The sequence below is a fragment of the Streptomyces sp. NPDC048389 genome (assembly GCF_040706335.1).
In the GTDB taxonomy this organism is placed as follows: domain Bacteria; phylum Actinomycetota; class Actinomycetes; order Streptomycetales; family Streptomycetaceae; genus Streptomyces.
In genome coordinates this window covers 34274-54757 of the sequence record NZ_JBEZKP010000033.1, presented here as the reverse complement: position 1 = coordinate 54757, position 20484 = coordinate 34274, and the positions used below count along the sequence as shown (strand labels likewise).

At 69.6% G+C, this 20484-nt stretch carries 15 protein-coding genes and 2 pseudogenes; 13 read left to right on the top strand and 4 right to left on the bottom strand.

Annotation, left to right across the window (positions count from 1 at the left end; all coding sequences use genetic code 11):
• The first annotated feature begins 1 nt into the window (after position 1).
• Complete coding sequence (locus tag AB0903_RS22045; RefSeq protein ID WP_366705262.1) at positions 2–427, top strand: OB-fold nucleic acid binding domain-containing protein; 426 nt, start codon at positions 2–4, stop codon at positions 425–427.
• 132 nt (positions 428–559) lie between these two features.
• Positions 560–1222: a DUF3159 domain-containing protein gene (locus tag AB0903_RS22040; RefSeq protein ID WP_366705301.1), complete on the top strand. Its 663-nt coding sequence runs from the start codon at positions 560–562 to the stop codon at positions 1220–1222.
• A 289-nt stretch (positions 1223–1511) separates the two neighbouring features.
• On the opposite strand, the gene AB0903_RS22035 is transcribed toward AB0903_RS22040, so the two are convergent.
• The gene (locus AB0903_RS22035) at positions 1512–2195 is read right to left on the bottom strand and encodes a TrkA family potassium uptake protein (protein WP_366705260.1); all 684 of its coding nucleotides are present in this window, start codon (positions 2193–2195) and stop codon (positions 1512–1514) included.
• Complete coding sequence (locus AB0903_RS22030; protein WP_366705258.1) at positions 2195–2863, bottom strand: TrkA family potassium uptake protein; 669 nt, start codon at positions 2861–2863, stop codon at positions 2195–2197. The genes AB0903_RS22035 and AB0903_RS22030 overlap by 1 nt, the downstream gene beginning before the upstream one ends.
• Before the next feature lie 245 nt (positions 2864–3108).
• Between AB0903_RS22030 and AB0903_RS22025 the strand changes: the two genes are divergently transcribed.
• The 9 genes and pseudogenes from AB0903_RS22025 to AB0903_RS21985 all read left to right on the top strand — a co-directional run bounded on the left by AB0903_RS22025 (position 3109) and on the right by AB0903_RS21985 (position 15408).
• Entirely contained in the window at positions 3109–5157 is a 2049-nt protein-coding gene (locus tag AB0903_RS22025; protein ID WP_366705256.1) for an APC family permease, read from the top strand.
• A gap of 125 nt (positions 5158–5282) precedes the next feature.
• Positions 5283–6611 (top strand): class I SAM-dependent RNA methyltransferase, encoded by a 1329-nt coding sequence (locus AB0903_RS22020; protein WP_366705254.1) that lies wholly within the window; start codon positions 5283–5285, stop codon positions 6609–6611.
• 478 nt (positions 6612–7089) lie between these two features.
• On the top strand, positions 7090–8661 hold the full coding sequence (locus AB0903_RS22015) for a sigma-70 family RNA polymerase sigma factor (protein ID WP_366705252.1): 1572 nt from the start codon (positions 7090–7092) through the stop codon (positions 8659–8661).
• 415 nt (positions 8662–9076) lie between these two features.
• The gene (locus AB0903_RS22010; RefSeq protein WP_366705250.1) at positions 9077–9232 is read left to right on the top strand and encodes a hypothetical protein; all 156 of its coding nucleotides are present in this window, start codon (positions 9077–9079) and stop codon (positions 9230–9232) included.
• A complete protein-coding gene (locus AB0903_RS22005; RefSeq protein ID WP_366705249.1) occupies positions 9229–11592 on the top strand; it encodes a non-reducing end alpha-L-arabinofuranosidase family hydrolase in 2364 nt (787 codons plus the stop codon). The genes AB0903_RS22010 and AB0903_RS22005 overlap by 4 nt, the downstream gene beginning before the upstream one ends.
• Before the next feature lie 38 nt (positions 11593–11630).
• Positions 11631–14258 (top strand): RICIN domain-containing protein, encoded by a 2628-nt coding sequence (locus AB0903_RS22000; protein ID WP_366705248.1) that lies wholly within the window; start codon positions 11631–11633, stop codon positions 14256–14258.
• A gap of 359 nt (positions 14259–14617) precedes the next feature.
• A pseudogene (locus AB0903_RS21995) lies at positions 14618–14719 on the top strand (IS630 family transposase); the annotation flags it as partial.
• A gap of 105 nt (positions 14720–14824) precedes the next feature.
• Positions 14825–15019, top strand: coding sequence for a ribbon-helix-helix protein, CopG family (locus tag AB0903_RS21990; protein WP_147995503.1), 195 nt, complete (start codon positions 14825–14827; stop codon positions 15017–15019).
• Entirely contained in the window at positions 15016–15408 is a 393-nt protein-coding gene (locus AB0903_RS21985) for a type II toxin-antitoxin system death-on-curing family toxin (RefSeq protein ID WP_366705246.1), read from the top strand. The genes AB0903_RS21990 and AB0903_RS21985 overlap by 4 nt, the downstream gene beginning before the upstream one ends.
• Here the strand turns inward: AB0903_RS21985 and AB0903_RS21980 are convergent.
• Entirely contained in the window at positions 15368–17875 is a 2508-nt protein-coding gene (locus AB0903_RS21980) for a condensation domain-containing protein (protein WP_366705244.1), read from the bottom strand. The genes AB0903_RS21985 and AB0903_RS21980 overlap by 41 nt on opposite strands.
• Positions 17876–17909: 34 nt before the next feature.
• Positions 17910–18044: pseudogene (locus AB0903_RS21975) on the bottom strand (hypothetical protein); the annotation flags it as partial.
• Positions 18045–18429: 385 nt separating this feature from the next.
• Here AB0903_RS21975 and AB0903_RS21970 point away from each other — a divergent pair.
• On the top strand, positions 18430–18633 hold the full coding sequence (locus AB0903_RS21970; protein ID WP_214981215.1) for a cold-shock protein: 204 nt from the start codon (positions 18430–18432) through the stop codon (positions 18631–18633).
• Positions 18634–18953: 320 nt separating this feature from the next.
• Positions 18954–20465 carry a DEAD/DEAH box helicase gene (locus AB0903_RS21965; RefSeq protein WP_366705242.1) on the top strand — a complete coding sequence of 504 codons (1512 nt, stop codon included), beginning with the start codon at positions 18954–18956 and terminating at the stop codon, positions 20463–20465.
• Positions 20466–20484: the final 19 nt, after the last annotated feature.

The window sequence follows — 20484 nt, the reverse complement described above, 5'->3', positions numbered from 1 at the left end:
TATGAGTGCTCGACCCCGTTCCGCGAAGGCGGCGAAGGAGGAATCGGTGGCCAGACAGGCCGGCCGCTTCCGGCGCATGCTGGACCGGCTCTCCAGCTCACAGCAGGACCTCGAGTCCGAGGAGCTCCAGGAGGACGCACAGGCATCGGGGTGCACCCGGATCTGCGACTGCGGTGACCGTCAGATCGTCAGAGTCGCTGGTACGTTGCGCACGGTCACCCTGCGCCCGGTCGCGGGCGTGCCCGCGCTGGAGGCGGAGCTCTTCGACGGCACGGCTCCGCTGGACGTGGTCTGGCTGGGCCGGCGTTCCATCGTCGGCATAGAGCCAGGCCGCAGAATGATCGCCTCCGGCCGGGTCTCGATGAGCCAGGGCCGCCGGGTGCTGTTCAATCCCAAATACGAACTCCGACCACTCGGACAGGAGTAGCCGGTGGCGTCTGTCGACAAGCCGACCCCCACTACCACGACCGGCGACGCGCAGGAGCCTGCCCCTGGCCCCGTTTCCGCCGTCGGCCCCGCTTCCGCTTCCGACCCCGCTTCCGCTCCTGCTTCCGGCGACGTGAAGGCGGTCACGGAGGCGGCTCTGTTCGAGGCATTCGGCGGTGTCCGCGGCATGGTGGAGACGGTCCTGCCGGGGCTGCTCTTCGTTTCGATCTACACCGTCAACAAGGACCTGCACCTCTCCGCGATCGCGGCCCTCGGCGTCGCCCTGTTGATGGTCGTGGTCCGGCTCCTTCGCAGGGACACCGTCAAGCACGCGTTCAGCGGTGTCTTCGGTGTGGCCTTCGGTGTCGTGTTCGCGATGATGACCGGCAATGCGAAGGACTTCTATCTGCCGGGCATGCTGTACACGCTCGGCCTGGCACTGGCGTACATCGTCACGGCGATCGCGGGCGTCCCGTTGATCGGCCTGATCCTCGGGCCGGTCTTCAAGGAGAACCTCTCCTGGCGGACCCGCAACCCCGGCCGCAAGAAGGCGTACACCAAGGCGAGCTGGGCGTGGGGGCTGATCCTGCTCACCAAGTGCGCGATCCTCTTCCCGCTGTACTGGTGGGCCGACACGACGCAGCTCGGCTGGGTGCTGGTGGCGCTGAAGATCCCGCCGTTCCTGCTGGCGGTCTACCTGACGTGGGTCTTCCTGGCGAAGGCGCCGCCGCCGATCGACGTCTTCGCGGAGATGGAGGCGGAGGAGGAGCGGCGCAAGGCGGAGAAGGCGAGCTGACGAGGAGACCGGGGCGGGGCCGGTGGGGCGACGTCCCCCGTCCCCCTCACCGCCCTTCGCACCGAAGCCGAAGATCCCACCCCGGGACCCCGACGCCCGGCGCCGTCGGCCTTCTGGGCCGCGGCCTCGCCTCCCGACGCCTGCCGTCGGTGCCCCTTGGGAGCGTGGGATCCGCCCTGGGCCCGGGGCGCAACGTCGCCGCCCTGGCGGCAGCCCCCTGACGACCACGTCAGTGTGGCCCGCGACGGGCCCCGGGCCACATCCCCGCAAGGAGCGTGGCCCGGGAGGTTCAGCCCGCCTGGGGCGGGCTCTCGCGGCGGACCGAGAGGAGATCCTCGAGTTGTTCCTCGCGCGCCTGCGCCGCCACGAACAGCAGCTCGTCACCCGCCTCGAGCGTCTGCTCCGGGCTGGGCGTCAGGACGCGCGACCCGCGGATGATCGTGACCAGTGACGTGTCCTCGGGCCAGGCCACATCCCCCACCAGCGTGCCCGCCAGCGCCGACTCCGGCGGCAGCGTCAGCTCGACGAGGTTCGCGTCGCCGTGGCTGAAGCGCAGCAGGCGTACGAGATCGCCGACGCTCACCGCTTCCTCCACCAGCGCCGACATGAGGCGCGGCGTGGAGACGGCGACGTCGACTCCCCAGGACTCGTTGAAGAGCCACTCGTTCTTCGGGTTGTTGACGCGCGCGACGACCCGCGGCACCCCGTACTCCGTCTTGGCGAGCAGCGACACGACGAGATTCACCTTGTCGTCGCCGGTGGCGGCGATCACCACGCTGCAGCGTTGCAGCGCCGCCTCGTCCAGGGACGTGATCTCGCAGGCGTCGGCGAGCAGCCACTCCGCCTGCGGCACGCGCTCCACCGAGATCGCGGTGGGTGTCTTGTCGATGAGGAGGACCTCGTGCCCGTTCTCCAGCAGCTCCCCGGCGATGGAACGGCCCACCGCACCGGCGCCCGCGATAGCGACACGCATCAGTGCCCGCCCTCCTCTGGACCCTCCGCGAAGGCCGCCTCGACCTTCGCGATCTCGTCCGTGTGCATCATCACATGCACGAGATCACCTTCTTGCAGGACGGTCTGGGAAGTCGGCAGGACCGCCTCACCCAGCCGGGTCAGGAAGGCGACCCGTACGCCCGTCTCGTCCTGGAGCCGGCTGATCTTGTGGCCGATCCAGGACGGCGAGGTGTGGACCTCGGCCAGCTGCACGCCGCCGCTCGGATCGCGCCACAGCGGCTCCGCGCCGGAGGGCAGCAGCCGCCGCAGCATCTGGTCGGCGGTCCATCGGACGGTGGCGACCGTCGGGATGCCGAGACGCTGGTAGACCTCGGCCCGCCGGGGGTCGTAGATCCGGGCCGCGACGTTCTCGATGCCGAACATCTCGCGTGCCACCCGGGCCGCGATGATGTTGGAATTGTCACCGCTGCTGACGGCGGCGAACGCGCCCGCGTCCTCGATGCCCGCCTCCCGCAGGGTGTCCTGGTCGAAGCCGACACCGGTGACGCGGCGGCCGCCGAATCCGGATCCCAGGCGCCGGAAGGCGGTGGGGTCGCGGTCGACCACGGCGACCGTGTGCCCCTGCTGCTCCAGGGTCTGCGCGAGAGCGGCTCCCACTCGCCCGCATCCCATGATGACGATGTGCACGACCGTCCTTCCGGCTATGTCTTCTGCGGTACCGCCCTGAGGCACTGCTCCGCGGTACCGGTCACTGAGGCACTGCACTCCAAGTGCACCACAGGGTCTCAGACCACGGCAGGGTCTCGGACCACGGCCCGGACAGGGTACGCACCGCCCGACAAGAGGGCCCGGCGAGGCACCCGCGTCAAGATCCCGCAGGTTGTGCGCTGCTGGTTGGGCTTGGCTCATATCGAGCGCTTACGATCCTCAGCGTGTCCAAACTGACCGACGTTCCCAAACGGATCCTGATCGGCCGGGCGCTGCGCAGTGAAAAGCTGGGGGAGACGCTTCTCCCGAAACGCATCGCTCTCCCCGTCTTCGCTTCCGACCCACTGTCCTCCGTGGCATACGCGCCGGGCGAAGTGCTGCTGGTCCTGTCCCTGGCGGGTGCGTCGGCGTATCACTTCAGCCCGTGGATCGCGGCCGCCGTGGTCGTGCTCATGTTCACGGTCGTGGCCTCGTACCGGCAGAACGTGCGCGCGTACCCGAGCGGCGGCGGCGACTACGAGGTCGCGGGCACCAACCTCGGCCCGAAGGCCGGTCTGACCGTCGCCAGCGCCCTGCTGGTCGACTACGTCCTCACGGTGGCCGTGTCGATCTCGTCCGGAGTGGAGAACCTCGGCTCGGCGGTCCCGTTCGTCGTCGAGCACAAGGTGTTCTGCGCGATCGGGATCATCGTCCTGCTCACCCTGATGAATCTGCGTGGCGTGAAGGAGTCGGGCAAGCTCTTCGCGATTCCCACCTATGTCTTCGTCACCGCCGTTTTCATCATGATCGTCTGGGGCTCGTTCAAGGGAGTCGTCCTCGACAACACCATGCGCGCCCCGACCGCCGACTTCGAGATCAGGGCGGAGCACGAGGGCCTCGCCGGCTTCGCTCTGCTCTTCCTGCTGCTGCGCGCGTTCTCGTCCGGTTGTGCCGCGCTGACCGGCGTCGAGGCCATCAGCAACGGCGTCCCCGCCTTCCGCAAGCCGAAGAGCCGGAACGCCGCGACGACGCTGCTGATGATGGGCGCCCTGGCCGTCACCATGTTCTGCGGCATCATCGGCCTGGCTCTGGCCACCGACGTCAAGATGGCGGAGTTCCCGGCGAAGGACCTGCTCGCGAACGGCGCCCCGGTCGGCTCGGACTACGTCCAGCACCCGGTGATCTCGCAGGTCGCGGCCGCCGTCTTCGGGGACGGAACGTTCTTCTTCGTGCTGCTCGCCGCCGCCACCGCCCTGGTGCTGTTCCTGGCCGCGAACACCGCGTACAACGGCTTCCCGCTGCTCGGCTCGATCCTCGCGCAGGACCGCTACCTGCCGCGGCAGCTGCACACCCGCGGCGACCGGCTCGCCTTCTCCAACGGCATCGTGCTGCTGGCCGGCGCCGCGATCCTGCTGGTCTGGGTGTACGAGGCCGACTCCACGAAACTGATCCAGCTGTACATCGTCGGCGTCTTCGTCTCCTTCACCCTCAGCCAGACCGGCATGGTCCGGCACTGGAACCGGCATCTGAAGACCGAGAGGGACAAGGCCAAACGCCGCCACATGATCCGCTCCCGGGCGATCAACGCCTTCGGTGCCTTCTTCACCGGCCTGGTGCTGGTCGTCGTGCTGGCCACCAAGTTCACCCACGGCGCGTGGGTGGCCCTGCTGGGCATGGTCATCTTCTACGGGACGATGAGCGCGATCCGTAAGCACTACGACCGGGTCGCCGAGGAGATCGCGGCACCCGACGAGCCCGGCGAGGACAGCGTCCGGCCGTCACGCGTCCACGCGATCGTGCTCGTCTCCAAGGTCCACCGGCCGACGCTGCGCGCCGTCGCCTACGCCAAGGCGATGCGCTTCGACCGGCTCGAGGCCATCAGCATCAACGTCGACCCGGCCGAGACCAAGGCGCTCCAGCAGGAGTGGGACCGGCGGGCCATCAACGTCCCGCTGAAGATCCTCGACTCCCCGTACCGCGAGATCACCCGCCCCGTCATCGAGTACGTGAAGGGCCTGCGCCGGGAGAGCCCGCGCGACGTGGTCAGCGTGGTCATCCCCGAGTACGTCGTGGGCCACTGGTACGAGCACTTCCTGCACAACCAGAGCGCCCTGCGACTGAAGGGACGGCTGCTGTTCACCCCCGGCGTGATGGTGACCTCGGTGCCGTACCAGCTGGTGTCCTCCGAAGCGGCCAAGGAGCGGGCCAAGAAGCGCCAGGACTGGAACGCCCCCGGGTCGGTACGGCGCGGCATGGTGGACGGCCGGCCGAAGGAGCCGACCGGGAAGGCGTGACGCGCCTCAGGACCGACGTAGACTGGTCGGTCGTTGTCCTGCGTGACGCGGCCGCCGGAAGGACAACTGCTTCCGGCAGTCCGCCGGGTCCCGCGCACCCCCTTGATCTCTGGAGTCACCCCACCATGCAGAACGCACCTGAGTCCTCGCTGGTCGGGCAGGAGCACGAGGTCGAGGTCGGCCCGGTCGCCCACGGCGGCCACTGCGTCGCCCGTACCGAGGACGGGCGGGTGCTGTTCGTACGGCACACGCTGCCCGGCGAGAAGGTCGTCGCCCGTATCACCGAGGGCGATGAGGACTCCCGTTTCCTGCGCGCCGACGCGGTGCGGGTGCTCGAGCCGTCCAAGGACCGGGTCGAGGCCCCGTGCCCGTACGCCGGCCCCGGCAAGTGCGGCGGCTGCGACTGGCAGCACGCCAAGCCGGGCGCCCAGCGCCGCTTCAAGGGCGAAGTGATCGCGGAGCAGCTGCAGCGCCTCGCGGGCCTCACTCCCGAGGAGGCCGGCTGGGACGGCACCGTCATGCCCGCACCGGGGGACAAGCTGCCCGCGGGCGAGGTGCCCGGATGGCGGACCCGCGTCCAGTACGCGATCGACGAGGACGGCCGGGCCGGACTGCGCAAGCACCGCTCGCACGACGTCCAGCCGATCGACCACTGCCTGATCGCCGCCCCGGGCGTCAGCGAACTGGGCATCGAGAAGCAGGACTGGCCGCAGATGGCCACGGTCGAGGCGATCGCCGCGACCGGCTCCAACGACCGCCAGGTCGTCCTCACCCCGCGCCCCGGCGGCCGGCTCCCGCTCGTCGAACTCGACAAGCCCGTCTCGGTGCTCCGGGTCGAGGAACGCGACGGGGGAGTGCACCGCGTCCACGGCCGCGCCTTCGTCCGCGAGCGCGCCGACGACCGTACGTACCGCGTCGGCATGGGCGGCTTCTGGCAGGTCCACCCGCAGGCGGCCGACATGCTCGTCAAGGCCGTGATGCAGGGACTGCTGCCGCGCAAGGGCGACATGGCGCTCGACCTCTACTGCGGCGTGGGTCTCTTCGCGGGCGCCCTCGCCGACCGGGTGGGGGAGAAGGGCGCGGTGCTCGGCATCGAGTCCGGCAAGCGCGCGGTGGAGGACGCCCGCCACAACCTCCAGCACTTCGACCGGGTCCGGATCGAGCAGGGCAAGGTCGAGTCCGTACTGCCGCGCACCGGCATCGAGGACGTCGACCTGATCGTCCTCGACCCGCCCCGCGCCGGCGCCGGCAAGCAGACCGTCAAGCACCTCGCCTCCCTCGGCGCCCGCCGCATCGCCTACGTCGCCTGCGACCCCGCGGCCCTGGCCCGCGACCTGGCGTACTTCCGCGACGGCGGCTACCAGCCGCGGACGCTGCGGGCGTTCGACCTGTTTCCGATGACGCACCATGTGGAGTGCGTGGCGATTCTGGAGCCCGCCGAAAAGGGCCGCTGACCTGCGGCTTTGGGTGATGTGCGTTACGTGCGTTACATGCGTTGCATGCGATATCTGACGCGCGTGACGCACGTTTGACGCACGGGCGGTGCGATTTCTGATGGGTCGTCGTGCGTGGTTCTGCTGCAGACGGAGGAGCCCACAGCCGGGTGGCGGTGGGCCCTTTGAAGGGGTGAGGAGGCCGGCTGGTGAGTCGGTGGCCGACCTCCTGGTTCGCCTTTCAGTAGTGACGTTCCGTGACGCCGGGCGAGGCATCGGGCGGACGTCGATCGTGCATGGTGCGGGTGCTGCGAGGCGCGCTCCTGAGGGCTGGTCTTGCCTGAGCTCGAAGGGAGCTCGGCCGGAGCGCCGTTGACGGCGGCGGCAGGCCGCGCTGCCGCCGTACTTCGGCCAGGCTTGGGCCGCATGCCTTCGCCGACGCTAAGGTATGGCGCCGTACTCGGCGGATCGCTCTCCTGAAGAGGTGGGAATGGGGCTCATGGACGCGGATCACGCGGAGCTGGTTGTCGCGGCGCAGGCCGGTGACGATCGCGCGCGCGAGAAGCTGATCGCCGCGTACCTGCCGTTGCTCTACAACATCGTTGGGCGAGCGCTGAGCGGACATGCCGACGTCGACGACGTCGTCCAGGAGACCCTGCTGCGCGTGGTGCGCGACCTGCCGGCCCTGCGTGCCCCGGAAAGCTTCCGGTCCTGGCTGGTGTCCATCACGCTCCGCCAGATCAATACCCACTGGCACCGGCAGCGCACTCTCGCCGACAGGACCACGGTCATCGACGAGGCGCTCCGGGTACCGAACGTCGGCGGCGCGCTCGAGGATGTGACGATCCTGCGTCTGCACATGTCGGACGAACGCCGTCATGCGGTCGAAGCCGGCCGGTGGCTCGACCCGGATCATCGGGTGCTGCTGTCGCTGTGGTGGCAGGAATGCGCCGGCTTGCTGAGCCGCCAGGACATCGCCGACGCGATGGGGCTCAGTGTCGCCCACGCCGGAGTCCGCCTGCAGCGCATGCGCGAGCAATTGGAACTGAGCCGGACGATCGTCGCCGCGCTGGAGGCGGACCCGCGCTGTCCGGGGCTGAACGAGACCGTCGTCGGCTGGGACGGTCTGCGTACATCCGTGTGGCGCAAGCGGATCGCGCGGCACACCCGCGACTGCCCCATCTGTACGTCGACGACGACAGAACGGGTTCCGGCCGAACTGCTGCTCCTCAGCCTCACACCGCTGGCCGTCCCGGCCGCACTCGTCGCCGCGCTGGCCGCCAAGGGCCTGCTGTCGGGTACGGCCGCGAGCGCCGCCGGGCTGGCCACGGCACACGTCGCCGCCGGCGCGGCGACAGGGGGAGGCGGTCTGCACGGCTCGCTGCTCGGCAAACTCCACGCGGTGACCGCCCATCCGATGCTCAGCCTCGCCACCGGCGCGGTGCTCGTCGTCGGGACCGCCACCTACGCGGTATGGCCCGAACAGGCGCCTCGGGTGCCCGGCGTTAGCGCCGCTCCCACGGTCGCCGCCTCCACGAGCGCCGCTCCCACGGTCGCTGCTCCCACGCCGATCCCGTCGCCCACCACCTCGCCGGCCACACCGTCCCCGGTGGGTCCGTCCGCCGTCACCGACACTGTTCCGCTGGGCGCGCAGTCGCTGGAGTCCGTGGACCAGCCCAGCCTGTTCGTCACGTATGACGGTGATTTCGCGGCGCTCGGTCCGGTCTCGGCGTCAAGCGGCGAGCGGACACGGCAACGGGTCACCTTCACGGTCGTCAGGGGGCTGGCCGACACACGGTGCGTCACCTTCCGCGCCGCGGACGGCCGGTATCTCCGCCACCAGTACCTGCGGCTACGGCTGAGCACCGACGACGGCAGCGAACTGTTCCGGGAAGACGCCACCTTCTGTCCGCGCCCCGGGGCGGTCGCCGGGTCGGTGACCCTGCACGCGCACAACTATCCCGGATCGGTCATCCGTCACCGCGACGGCGGCATCTGGCTCGACGGCTCCGACGGCACTCGTGCCTTCGCCGGCCAGGCTTCCTTCATCATGCGCCGGCCCTTGGCCTGAGAACCGCTCCCCGCTCAGCGGGGATCAGGCCGTCTCAGTGACAGCGGGTGATCCCGCACTACGGTCCCGCACCGCGCCTTCTCCACCCGGTGGTGAGCCGGGTGCCGCGCCCGAACCCGGCTCCGATCCTCATGGCGTCGACGGCTGCCTCCCCGTGAGCGGATTCCGTCAGTGATGAGCGGTGCGGTGCGCCGTTCCCCAAGGGACGTCAGATTTCGGGGCCTGGCATAACGCTTTCCACCTGCGAGATGCATCACCGAGCGATCGTCCGGACGGCGCGACTTTTCCGTTACGAGACCGCGAGTCCTCAAGCCTCCACTTCAGGGGTTCCCTTCCCGCCGCTCACCTTGACGTGCTGGCGTGGCGGGTTTCCCGGCTTCCCCCATTGACCTGTCCCCTGAAGAAAGTCACTCCCATGACCCGACACACCGACGAACCCGGTGCGACCGGTGCGCAGGAACGGCCACGCGTCCCGCACCGCGCCCACCTCGCGGCAGATCAGGCCACCCTGGCCGACGCCCGCACGATCACGGCACCCGGGATGGCCCGCAACCCCCGAGGAGAATCATGAAGGGCCTGCACCGGCTCCGCCGGCGTCGCTGGACACTGATGACAGGACTGTCGGCCACGGCGCTGGTGGCCGGTGTCGTGACGTTCCTCCCCAGCTCCGCCGGAGCCGCGGGCCTGGGTACCCAGGCGGCCTCCTCGGGCAGGTACTTCGGCACCGCCGTGGCCGCCGGCAGGCTCGGCGACCCGACGTACACCGCGATCGCGGACCGGGAGTTCAACATGATCACCCCGGAGAACGAGATGAAGTGGGACGCCATCGAACCGTCCCGCGGCAACTTCCAGTTCGGCCCCGCGGACCGGATCGTCGACCGTGCCCTGGCACGCGGCCAGCGCCTGCGCGGCCACACCACGGTCTGGCACTCGCAGCTCCCCTCCTGGGTCAGCGCCATCCGCGACGCGGGCACGCTGCGCAGCGTGATGAACCACCACATCACCACCCAGATGACCCGCTACAAGGGCAAGATCTATGCCTGGGACGTCGTCAACGAGGCTTTCGCCGACGGCGGCAGCGGCCAACTCCGCGACTCGGTCTTCCAGAAGGTGCTCGGCAACGCCTTCATCGAGGAAGCGTTCCGCACCGCCCGGGTGGCCGACTCCTCGTCCAAGCTCTGCTACAACGACTACAACATCGAGAACTGGTCGGACGCCAAGACCCAGGGCGTCTACCGGATGGTCAAGGACTTCAAGTCCCGCGGCGTGCCCATCGACTGCGTCGGCTTCCAGAGCCACTTCGGGGCAGGCGGCCCGCCGGCGAGCTTCAGGACCACCCTGGCCGGCTTCGCCGCCCTCGGCGTCGACGTCCAGATCACCGAGCTGGACATCGCCCAGGCGTCACCCACCCACTACGCGAACACGGTCAACGCCTGCCTGTCCGTGGCACGGTGCACCGGCATCACGGTGTGGGGCGTCCGTGACAGCGACTCCTGGCGCAGCGGCGAGAATCCCCTGCTGTTCGACAGCAACGGCAAGCCCAAGCCCGCGTACACCGCCGTCACGCATGCGTTCAACTCCGGCTCAGGTACCCCGCCGGTCAACCCGGCCGACAGTACCGGGGAGATCAAGGGCGTGGCCTCCGGCCGCTGTATCGACATCCCCGGCTCCGCCACGGCCAACGGCGCCCAGGCGCAGCTGTGGGGCTGCAGCGGACAGGCGAACCAGCGCTTGACCTACACCGCTGCAAAGCAGTTGAAGGTCCACGGGAACAAGTGCCTGGACGCCAAGAGCAAGGGCATCACCAACGGCACCTCGGTGATCGTCTGGGACTGCAACGGCGGCGCCAACCAGCAGTGGAACATCCACACCAACGGCACGATCACCGGCGTCCAGTCCGGGCTGTGCCTCGACGCCGTCGGCGCCGCCACCGCGAACGGCACCCGGATCCAGCTGTACGCCTGCGCGTCCGTCGGCAACCAGAAGTGGATCGCCCCGTCCGGGACGGGCCGCGGTACGTGTGCTCTTCCGTCGACGTACAAGTGGAGTTCGACCGGTCCCCTCGCGCAGCCGTCGAACGGGTGGGCCGCGCTGAAGGACTTCACCCATGTGACGCACAACGGCAAGCACCTGGTCTACGCGTCGAGCGCGTCGGGCACCTCCTACGGCTCGATGGCGTTCAGCCCCTTCACGAACTGGCCGGACATGGCGGCAGCCGGGCAGGCCAGGATGAACCAGAACGCGGTGGCGCCCACGCTGTTCTACTTCGCGCCCAAGAAGATCTGGGTGCTGGCGTACCAGTGGGGGGCATCGCCCTTCAGCTACCGCACGTCGAGCGACCCCACCGACCCCAACGGCTGGTCCGCGCCGCAGCCGTTGTTCACCGGCAGCATCCCCCGCACCGACTCCGGCACGGGCCCGATCGACCAGACACTGATCGCCGACGAACGGAACATGTACCTCTTCTTCGCCGGCGACAACGGCAAGATCTACCGAGCCGGCATGCCGATCGGGAACTTCCCCGGCAGCTTCGGCTCGTCGTACACGACGGTCATGAGCGACACGGCGAAGAACCTGTTCGAGGCGCCGCAGGTCTACAAGGTCCAGGGCCAGAACCAGTACCTCATGATCGTCGAAGCTCGGGGTGCGCATGAGCAGCGCTATTTCCGCTCCTTCACGGCCACCAGCCTGAGCGGCTCGTGGACCCCGCAGGCCGCCAGCGAGAGCAACCCCTTCGCGGGCAAGGCCAACAGCGGTGCCACCTGGACCAACGACATCAGCCACGGTGATCTGATCCGCACCAACCCCGATCAGACCATGACCATCGACCCCTGCAACCTGCAGTTCCTCTACCAGGGCAAGTCCCCGCAGGCGGGCGGACCCTACGACCAGCTGCCGTACCGGCCGGGTGTCCTCACCCTGCAGCGCTGACCAGCCCGACCCACGGTTGCACAAGGAGAAACACCCCCATGAACAACCCCACGAACGGCGGGCGCCGCGGACGTCACCGCCGTCGCAGGACCGCCACCGCCCTGCTGCTCGGTGTGCCCGCCACCGTCGTGCCGTACCTCCTGTTCGTGCAGGACGACTCGCAGGCCGCGACGGTCGACGGCAATGCCTACTACCGGCTGGTCTCCGTACGCAGCGGCAAGGCGCTCGACGTCAACGCCTTCTCCACCGCCGACGGCACACGCATCCAGCAGTGGACCGACCAGAACACCGCCAACCAGCAGTGGAGGCTGAGGTCCACCGGGAACGGCTTCTACGAGCTGGTGAACCGCAACAGCGGCAAAGTGCTGGGCATAGCCGGCGGCTCGACCGCCCGGTCGGCCGCCGCCGAGCAGCAGACCGACAGCTCGTCGCCCTCCCAGGAGTGGCAGATCGACACGGTGAGCGGTACCGACGCCGTCACCTTCACCTCCCGCGCCAGCGGCCTGGTTCTGGACGTCTTCGGAGGCTCCAGGGCCCAGGGCGCGGCGATCATTCAGTATCCGGACAGGGGCAGCACCAACCAGCAGTGGAAGCTGGTGAAGGTGGCCGCTGCCCCGTCAGCCGCGGCCGGCCCGTACACATGGCGGAACGCCCAGGTGGTGGGCGGCGGTTACGTCACGGGGCTGGTGTTCAACCCGCGGGAGAAGGGTCTGCTGTACGCGCGTACCGACATGGGCGGCGCCTACCGCTGGGACACCGGTGCCGAGCAGTGGATCCCGCTGACCGACTGGCTCGGCGAGAAGGACTGGAACCTGCTCGGCATCGACGCGCTGGCCACCGACCCCGTGGACCCGAACCGCCTCTACCTCGCGGCGGGCACCTACACCAACGAGTGGGCCGGCAACGGTGCCGTCCTGCGCTCCACCGACCGGGGCCGCACCTTCCAGCGCACTGAGCTGCCGTTCAAGCTGGGCGGCAACGAGGACGGCCGCGGGGCGGGCGAGCGGCTCGTGATCGACCCCTCGGACAACCGCACCCTGCTGCTGGGCACCCGTAAGAACGGCCTGTGGCGCAGCACGGACAGTGGTACGACATGGCGGCAGGTCTCCTCGTTCCCCGTCAAGGACGGGGCGAGCAGCGGCGCGGGCGTCTCCTTCGTGACATACGGCCCGGCCGGCAGCAGGACGATCTACGTCGGCGTCGCGGACAAGTCCACCTCCCTCTACCGCTCCACCGACGGCGGCGGCACCTGGCAGGCCGTCCCCGGGCAGCCCACCGGCCAGCTGCCGCAGCACGGCGTGGTCTCCGGTGACGGCTCGCTGTACCTGACGTACACCAACGCCCTCGGACCCAACGGCGTGACGGCGGGCTCGGTGTGGAAGTACACGCCGCGGGGCGGGACGTGGAAGAACATCTCCCCCTCGCGGGGCGGATACGGGTTCTCCGGCCTGGCCGTCGACCCGCGCAGGCCCTCCACGGTGATGGTCACCACCCTCGGCCGCTGGTGGCCCGAGGACGAGATCTACCGCACCACCGACGGCGGCACGACCTGGGAGGCCCTGGCTGACAAGTCCGTGCGCAACGCCTCCGCCGCTCCGTACATCGGCACCCACACCGGGCACTGGATGACGGCCCTGGCCATCGACCCCTTCGACTCCGGTCATGTGCTGTACGGCACCGGCAACGGCATCTGGCGCAGCAAGGACGCCGACGCCACCGACAGCGGCGGCACCAGCCACTGGACCGTGGGCGCCCGAGGGCTGGAGGAGACCGCGCTGATGGACGCCATCGCCCCGCCCGGCGGTGCCACCGTCATCACCGCCATGGGCGACCAAGGCGGATTCCGCCACGACGACCTGACCAAGGTGCCCTCCGGGCGGCTGAGCAACCCGATGATGACCAACAGCACCGACATCGACTTCGCCCAGTCCAAGCCCTCGGTGATGGTCCGTGTCGGCCGTGGCGGCGCGCAGGACGGCGCTTACTCCACCGACGGCGGCATCAGCTGGAACGGCTTCAAGGCAGAGCCGGTGACAGGCGCCCAGGACGGGCGTGTCGCGCTCTCGGCGGACGGCTCCACCATCGTCTGGACCCAGGCCGGCCAGGCCCCGTACCGCTCGACCGACAAGGGGACGAGCTGGACGAAGGTCAGCGGCCTGGGCACCGGCGCCGTGGTCGTCGCCGACCGCTCCTCGGCCAGGACCTTCTACTCGCTGGCCGGCGGCACGCTCTACGCCAGCACCGACGGCGGAGCGACCTTCACCGCCCGTGCCAACGACCTTCCCGCCGATGGCCGGCTCACGGCCGTCCCCGGCGTCGCGGGAGACCTGTGGATCGCCAGCAGCACCAAGGGGCTGCTGCACTCCACCGACGGCGGCCGCGCCTTCACCACGCTCACCACGGTGAAGTCCGCCTCCGCCCTCGGCTTCGGAAAGGCCGCACCCGGCGCCTCCCACCAGGCCCTGTACATGATCGGCACAGTCAAGGACGTCACCGGCGTCTTCCGCTCCACCGACAAGGGCGCCACCTGGCTCCGCGTCAACGACGACGCCCACCAGTGGGGCAGCATCGGCGGCGTCGGCGTCATCACCGGCGACCCCGACACCTTCGGTCGCGTGTATGTCGGCACCAACGGACGCGGCCTCCAGTACGGCGACCCGTCCTGACCCGGACGCCGGAGCGGACGCACGTCCAACGTATGAGCTGACGCACTATCAGTAGCAGAAGGCCGCCCTCCTGACCGATGGGACATTTCGGTTGGAGGGCGGCTTCCCGAAGGACCCGGCCTCCCATGTCGACCATGGCTTTCCTCTCCGCTGACGGTTCTCGTTCGGGAAGGTGGCAGGCGAGCACGGCCGGCGGCGGCACAGCATCCGCCCAGAGAGTCAGCCCTCAGGCGGACGCAGGCGGTGGTGCCATCCTTGACCGCGATGCCGCCGCAGGGGCCGGCTCTCGGCTCCGCCGTCACCACTACGCCTCCTTCGCCGGCTTCGTTCGGCGCCGGCACCCAGAGGTCTGGTCGAAGATTTGGGCGAAGGCGAAGAAGGAGGGCGGTGAGATCCTCTTCGCCGATCAGGTCGGCGTCCGCTCCGACCAGGTCACCGGCCGTACCTGGGGGGAGAAGGGCCGGAACCGAGAGCGTGGCCCGTCCGGCCACCGAGTGCCGGCGCCCGAGGCCCCGAGTGGCCAGTATCACCTCGCCGACCAGATACCAGTCCGGTATCATAGCTGTATGGCGATGACACTCCGACTCCCCGACGACCTCGACGCAAAGCTCACCGAGCGTGCTCGCCGCGAGCGCCGCAGCAAGCAGGAACTCGCCATCGAGGCCATCCGGGACGCCCAGAATCGGGCCGAGCTGAAAGTCGATGACGTCCTGGCCGAACTCATGGACAGCGATGCGGAGATCCTGGACTACCTGAAGTGACCGAGGTGCGCTACATCCAGATCGACGAGATCCTGGCCATCGCCCGCGCGGTCAATGGTACCGAGCACAGCGTGCGGGACATGGGGCTTTTGGTGTCAGCGATCGAACGGCCCCGGACCAACGTGTTCGGGGCCGAGCTGTATCCCACGCTGCACGAGAAGGCGGCGGCACTGCTGCACTCTGTTGCCCGAAATCACGCGCTGATCGATGGCAACAAGCGCACCGCCTGGCTCGCCATGCGCGTCTTCCTGCGGCTCAACGGCGTCAGCGCCGGTATTGCCCCGCCGCCCGTCTCCATGGCCGGACCGTTCGTCGAGGACGTCGCGCAGGACAACATCGATGTCCCGATCATCGCCAAGCGCCTCTCGGCCTGGTTCCCCGCTTCCTGACGCACGACGACGTGAGGGCCGGGACCCGCGTGCCCGGCGCCATGCCGGCCGGAGGAGTGGTGCGGGGCCCCTCAATGACGTACGCCAGGTCGGTCGCGGACACGCCCGTCGCCGGTGCCGTGACCGGCCGAGCGGCGATGGCCTCGTGCTCGGCGTCCAGATCGACGACCCGTACGTCACTGACCGGCAGCCCGGTGCTCAGTCCTCGGTGGGTGACGAGGACTGTGGCGCCGGAGTCCTCCAGCATGTAGGCGAGGCGGTCGGCGGGGTATGCCGGGTCGAGCGGTACGTAGGCGGAGCCGGACTTGAGGATGCCGAGGAGTCCGACGGCCATCTGGGTGCCGCGTTCGATGGAGAGGGCGACCAGTCGGCCGGGGCCGGCGCCCAGGGACACCAGGTGGTGGGCCAGGCGGTTCGCGGCCTCGTCGAGTTCGTGGTAGGTCAGGGACTCGCCCGCGCAGGTCACGGCCGGCGCGTCCGGCGTGGTCGCGGCGCGCGCGGCGACCCGCTCGTGGATCGTGCCCTCCCACGCGGTGACCCCGGGCGTGACCGCCCAATCGTGCACCAGCCGCTCCCGCTCACCCGGGGCCAGCACCGGCAGCGCGGAAACCGGCCGGGAAGGCTCGGCTGCCATGCCGGTGAGCAGGGCGTCCAGGTGGCCGGCCATCCGCTCGACCGTGGCCGCGTCGAACAGCTCGGGGTCGTAGGCCAGGGCGTACGCCAGCTCGTCACCCGCGTAGGCGACGAGGTTCAGCGGGAAGTTGGTGACGTCGGCACCCTCCAGGCCGTGGAGCCGCACGCCGCCGTCGGAGTGGCCGCTGTCACCGTCCACGGGAAAGTTCTCGAACGCCACCAGACTCTCGAAGAGGTTCGTACCGCGCTCGACGCCGCTCCAGCCCTGGAGGCGCGACAGCGGCACATACTCGTACTGGCGCGCCTCGACCTGGGCCTCCTGCACGCGGGCCAGCCACTCAGAGACCGGGGCGTCGCCGTCGACGGTCACCCGCACCGGCAGGGTGTTGATGAGCATGCCCACCATTGAGTCGACACCCGGCAGGTCCGCCGGGCGGCCCGAGACGGTGGCGCCGAACACGACGTCCCTTTCACCGGCGTACCGGGGCAGCAGCAGCGCCCAGGCGCCCTGCACCACCGCGTTGACGGTCAGCCGGTGGGCCCGGGCGAACGCGTACAGGCGTCGCGAGGCGTCGGGGGAGAGCCGCGTCACCAGCCGCGCCGTGGACTGCGCGCGGTGGCTGGCGGTGGGACGGCGGTCGTACGGCAGCGCGGTGGGCTCGTCGAACCCGTCCAGTAGCTCCCGCCAGCACGCCTCCGCCTCCGACAGGTCCTGGCGCTCCAGCCACTCCACGTACGCGCTGAACGGGCGCCGCGCGGGCAGCACCGGTTCCTCGCCGGCGGCCAGCGCCCGGTACGCCGTGGTCAGCTCGTCGAGCATCTGGAAGGTGCTCCAGCCGTCCAGCAGCACGTGGTGGGAGGTGCGCACCACCCGTACGGACGTGTCGGACGCACGGGCGATGACGATGCGCGTCATCGGGGCGGCCGACAGGTCGATACCGCGCTCCCGGTCATCCGCCAGGTGGAGCTCCAGCGCACGGGCCTGCTCGTCGGCGCTCAGGCCGCGCCAGTCGAGGTGGATGACCGTTGTCTCGACGTGCCGGCGCACGACCAGCAGCGGGCGGTCCACGCCCTCCCACACGACGGCGCCGCGCAGGATCTCCAGGTGGTCGGTGACGTGCTGCCAGGCCCGCTCCAGCAGACCGGGCCGGGTCACACCGTCGAGGACGAAGCTCATCTGCTCGAAGTAGGCGCCCGAACCGGGCTCGGCGAGGGTGTGGAACAACATGCCGCTCTGCATGGGCGTGAGCGGGAAGATGTCCTCGACGTCCCGGCCGTCGCCGGCGATCCGGTCCACGGCCGCTTGGTCGAGCCCGGCGAGCGGGAAGTCGGAGGGCGTCGCGCCGCCGGCCGCCGGGTCCTGGCAGTGGTCCACCAGGGCCCGCAGCGCCGCCACGTGCTCGCCAGCCACGCGCTCCACCGTCGACCGGTCGAAGACCTCACCGGAGAAGATCCACGTGAAGCCGAGGCGGCCGTCCTCGACCATGCCGACGACGTCGAGGAGGTACGGGCGGGGCTCGTCCGGCGCGTGGTCGTGGCCGAGGGCGGGCAGGCGGTCGCGGACCAGCCCGTCCCGCGCGGTCGTGCCGCCCCACTGGCCGAGGTAGTTGAAACTGATGGGCGGGAGCCGGTCCGCGCGCAGCGCGTGACCGGGCGTGCCCGGCGCGGACAGGAAGCGCAGCGCGTCGTAGCCGAGGCCGCGGCCCGGCACGGCCCGTAGCTGCTCCTTGACGGACTTGACCGGCTCGGCCCAGCCGTGCCCGGCTGGCAGCGTGAGGGCGACCGGGAAGTGGGTGGTGTACCAGCCCCGTGCGGGACAGGTCCAGTTCCTCAAACAGCTCCTCCCGACCGTGTCCCTCCAGGCCCAGGACCAGACGGTCGGCTCCCGTCCAGTCGGCCAGGGTGCGGCCGAGCGCGGTGACCAGCACGTCGTTGATCTGCGTGTGGTACACCGACGGCAGGCGGTGCAGCAGCGCCTCCGTCTCCTCGTGGCCGAGTCGCACCTCGACGGTCTGCGGCGCCGGCCGGCAGGAGGATGCCACCGGGAAATTGTGCTCTCCCAGCCGTACCGCGACCGCTCTTCACGAAACCGTGCGTTCGGGGTGGGGCAATATCTATGACCGTGAGGTCAGAGTTCAACGTGCCATGCGGGGAGTGTTTGTACCGCAACCAACAGAGCGAAGTTATTTACCGTGCCCGGGCCGTTACGGCATGCTACTGTCGATCCCAGTTGCAGTTGTGGTTCCCAAGACTTCAAGCGCCTTCGCCGGAATTGTCGGCCACTGGAAGCGCTTTTATTGCCGGTCATTTTCCGGTCGGGGCATCATCGCGGCGACCCGGATACCTGGCATCGGGGATCCCGGCGTACTGCCCCAAAGGAGACATGACGTGGCATCAGGCACTGTGAAGTGGTTCAACGCGGCCAAGGGTTTCGGCTTCATCGAGCAGGATGGTGGCGGCGCTGACGTGTTCGCCCACTTCTCGAACATTGCTGCCCAGGGCTTCCGTGAGCTGCTCGAAGGTCAGAAGGTCATCTTCGACATTGCGCCGGGCCAGAAGGGCCCGATGGCCGAGAACATCGTTCCGGCCTGACGCTGTCGTGTACTTCGCAGCTGGGGCCCGCATCCCTCGGGGTGCGGGCCCCAGCTACGGACATTTCCCGCAGTGGTCTCCCCTGGGCATCGCCTGTATTCCTTATCCAGGGGTCCGTGCTTCTTCGGAGCTGAAACCGGTCGACTTCCGGGATTTCGCATCCCGTGTGACTCGCTCATTTCATCGCCTTCGTGCCGAACCTGATTCACTGCACACCAGATTCTTTTCGCATTCCATTCGGTCCGTTTCTTGTGATTCCCTGCACTGTTTTTCCGTTGCGGGAATTCCTTGGTACGTGCCGCTATCAAGGAAGGTTCTCGATGAACCCCACACGTACGAACAGTCGTTCCTCCAGCCGCAACCGGACCGACTCTCTCGCTTTCGGCTCCGACGCTGGTTCGCGGCGGGGCGCACGGCTCGGCTCGTCCGCCCCGAGCCGTTCAGGGGGTCCGAGCCGGTCGAGCGGACATGGTCGGCGGCCCGCGGCGGTGCAGGGGGAGTTCGCCCTGCCGAAGACGGTCACTCCTGCGCTTCCCGCGGTCGAGGCGTTCGCCGACCTCGACATGCCGGGGCAGCTGCTGGCGGCGCTGACCGCGCAGGGTGTGAGCGTTCCGTTCCCGATTCAGGGTGCGACCCTGCCCAACACCCTGGCGGGCCGTGATGCCCTGGGGCGCGGGCGCACCGGCTCCGGCAAGACTCTCGCTTTCGGCCTGGCGCTGTTGGCCCGCACCGCCGGTCAGCGCGCCGAGCCCCGCCAGCCGCTGGCCCTGGTCCTTGTGCCGACGCGTGAGCTGGCCCAGCAGGTGACCGACGCGCTTACCCCCTATGCCCGCTCGGTGAGGCTGCGCCTGGCCACCGTTGTCGGCGGAATGTCGATCGGGAGGCAGGCCAACGCGCTGCGTGGTGGCGCCGAGGTCGTCGTTGCGACGCCGGGTCGGCTCAAGGACCTCATCGACCGTGGTGACTGCCGGCTGAACCAGGTCGCGATCACTGTCCTGGACGAGGCCGACCAGATGGCCGACATGGGCTTCATGCCCCAGGTCACAGCGCTTTTGGACCAGGTCCGCCCCGAGGGCCAGCGGATGCTGTTCTCCGCGACCCTGGACCGCAACGTCGACCGCCTGGTCCGCCGTTACCTCACCGACCCGGTCGTCCACTCCGTCGACCCGTCCGCAGGCGCGGTCACGACGATGGAACATCACGTGCTGCACGTCCACGGCACCGACAAGCACCGCACGACGACGCAGATCGCGGCACGCGAAGGCCGGGTGATCATGTTCCTGGACACCAAGCGGGCCGTGGACAAGCTCACCGACCACCTGCTGGCCAGCGGGGTGCGGGCCGCCGCCCTGCACGGCGGGAAGGCGCAGTCACAGCGCACCCGGACTCTGACTCAGTTCAAGACCGGGCATGTCACCGTGCTCGTGGCCACGAACGTCGCCGCCCGTGGCATCCACGTCGACAACCTCGACCTCGTCGTCAACGTCGACCCGCCGACCGACCACAAGGACTACCTCCACCGCGGCGGCCGTACCGCGCGGGCAGGGGAGTCCGGCAGTGTCGTCACCCTGGTCACCCCCAACCAGCGCCGCGACATGACCCGCCTCATGACCGCCGCCGGCATCGTGCCCCAGACCACCCAGGTCCGCTCCGGCGAGGAGGCACTCGGCCGGATCACCGGCGCCCAGACTCCCTCCGGTATTCCGGTGACGATCACAGCGCCGGTGGTCGAGCGGCGTCAGCGCAGCGTGTCCTCACGCGGCCGGCGCAGCCCCGCCTCGGCGGCCCGGCGCGTGACCGCGCGGCAGTCAGCCTTCGACGCGGCGGCCTGAGAACTTCGTGATCCGGAAG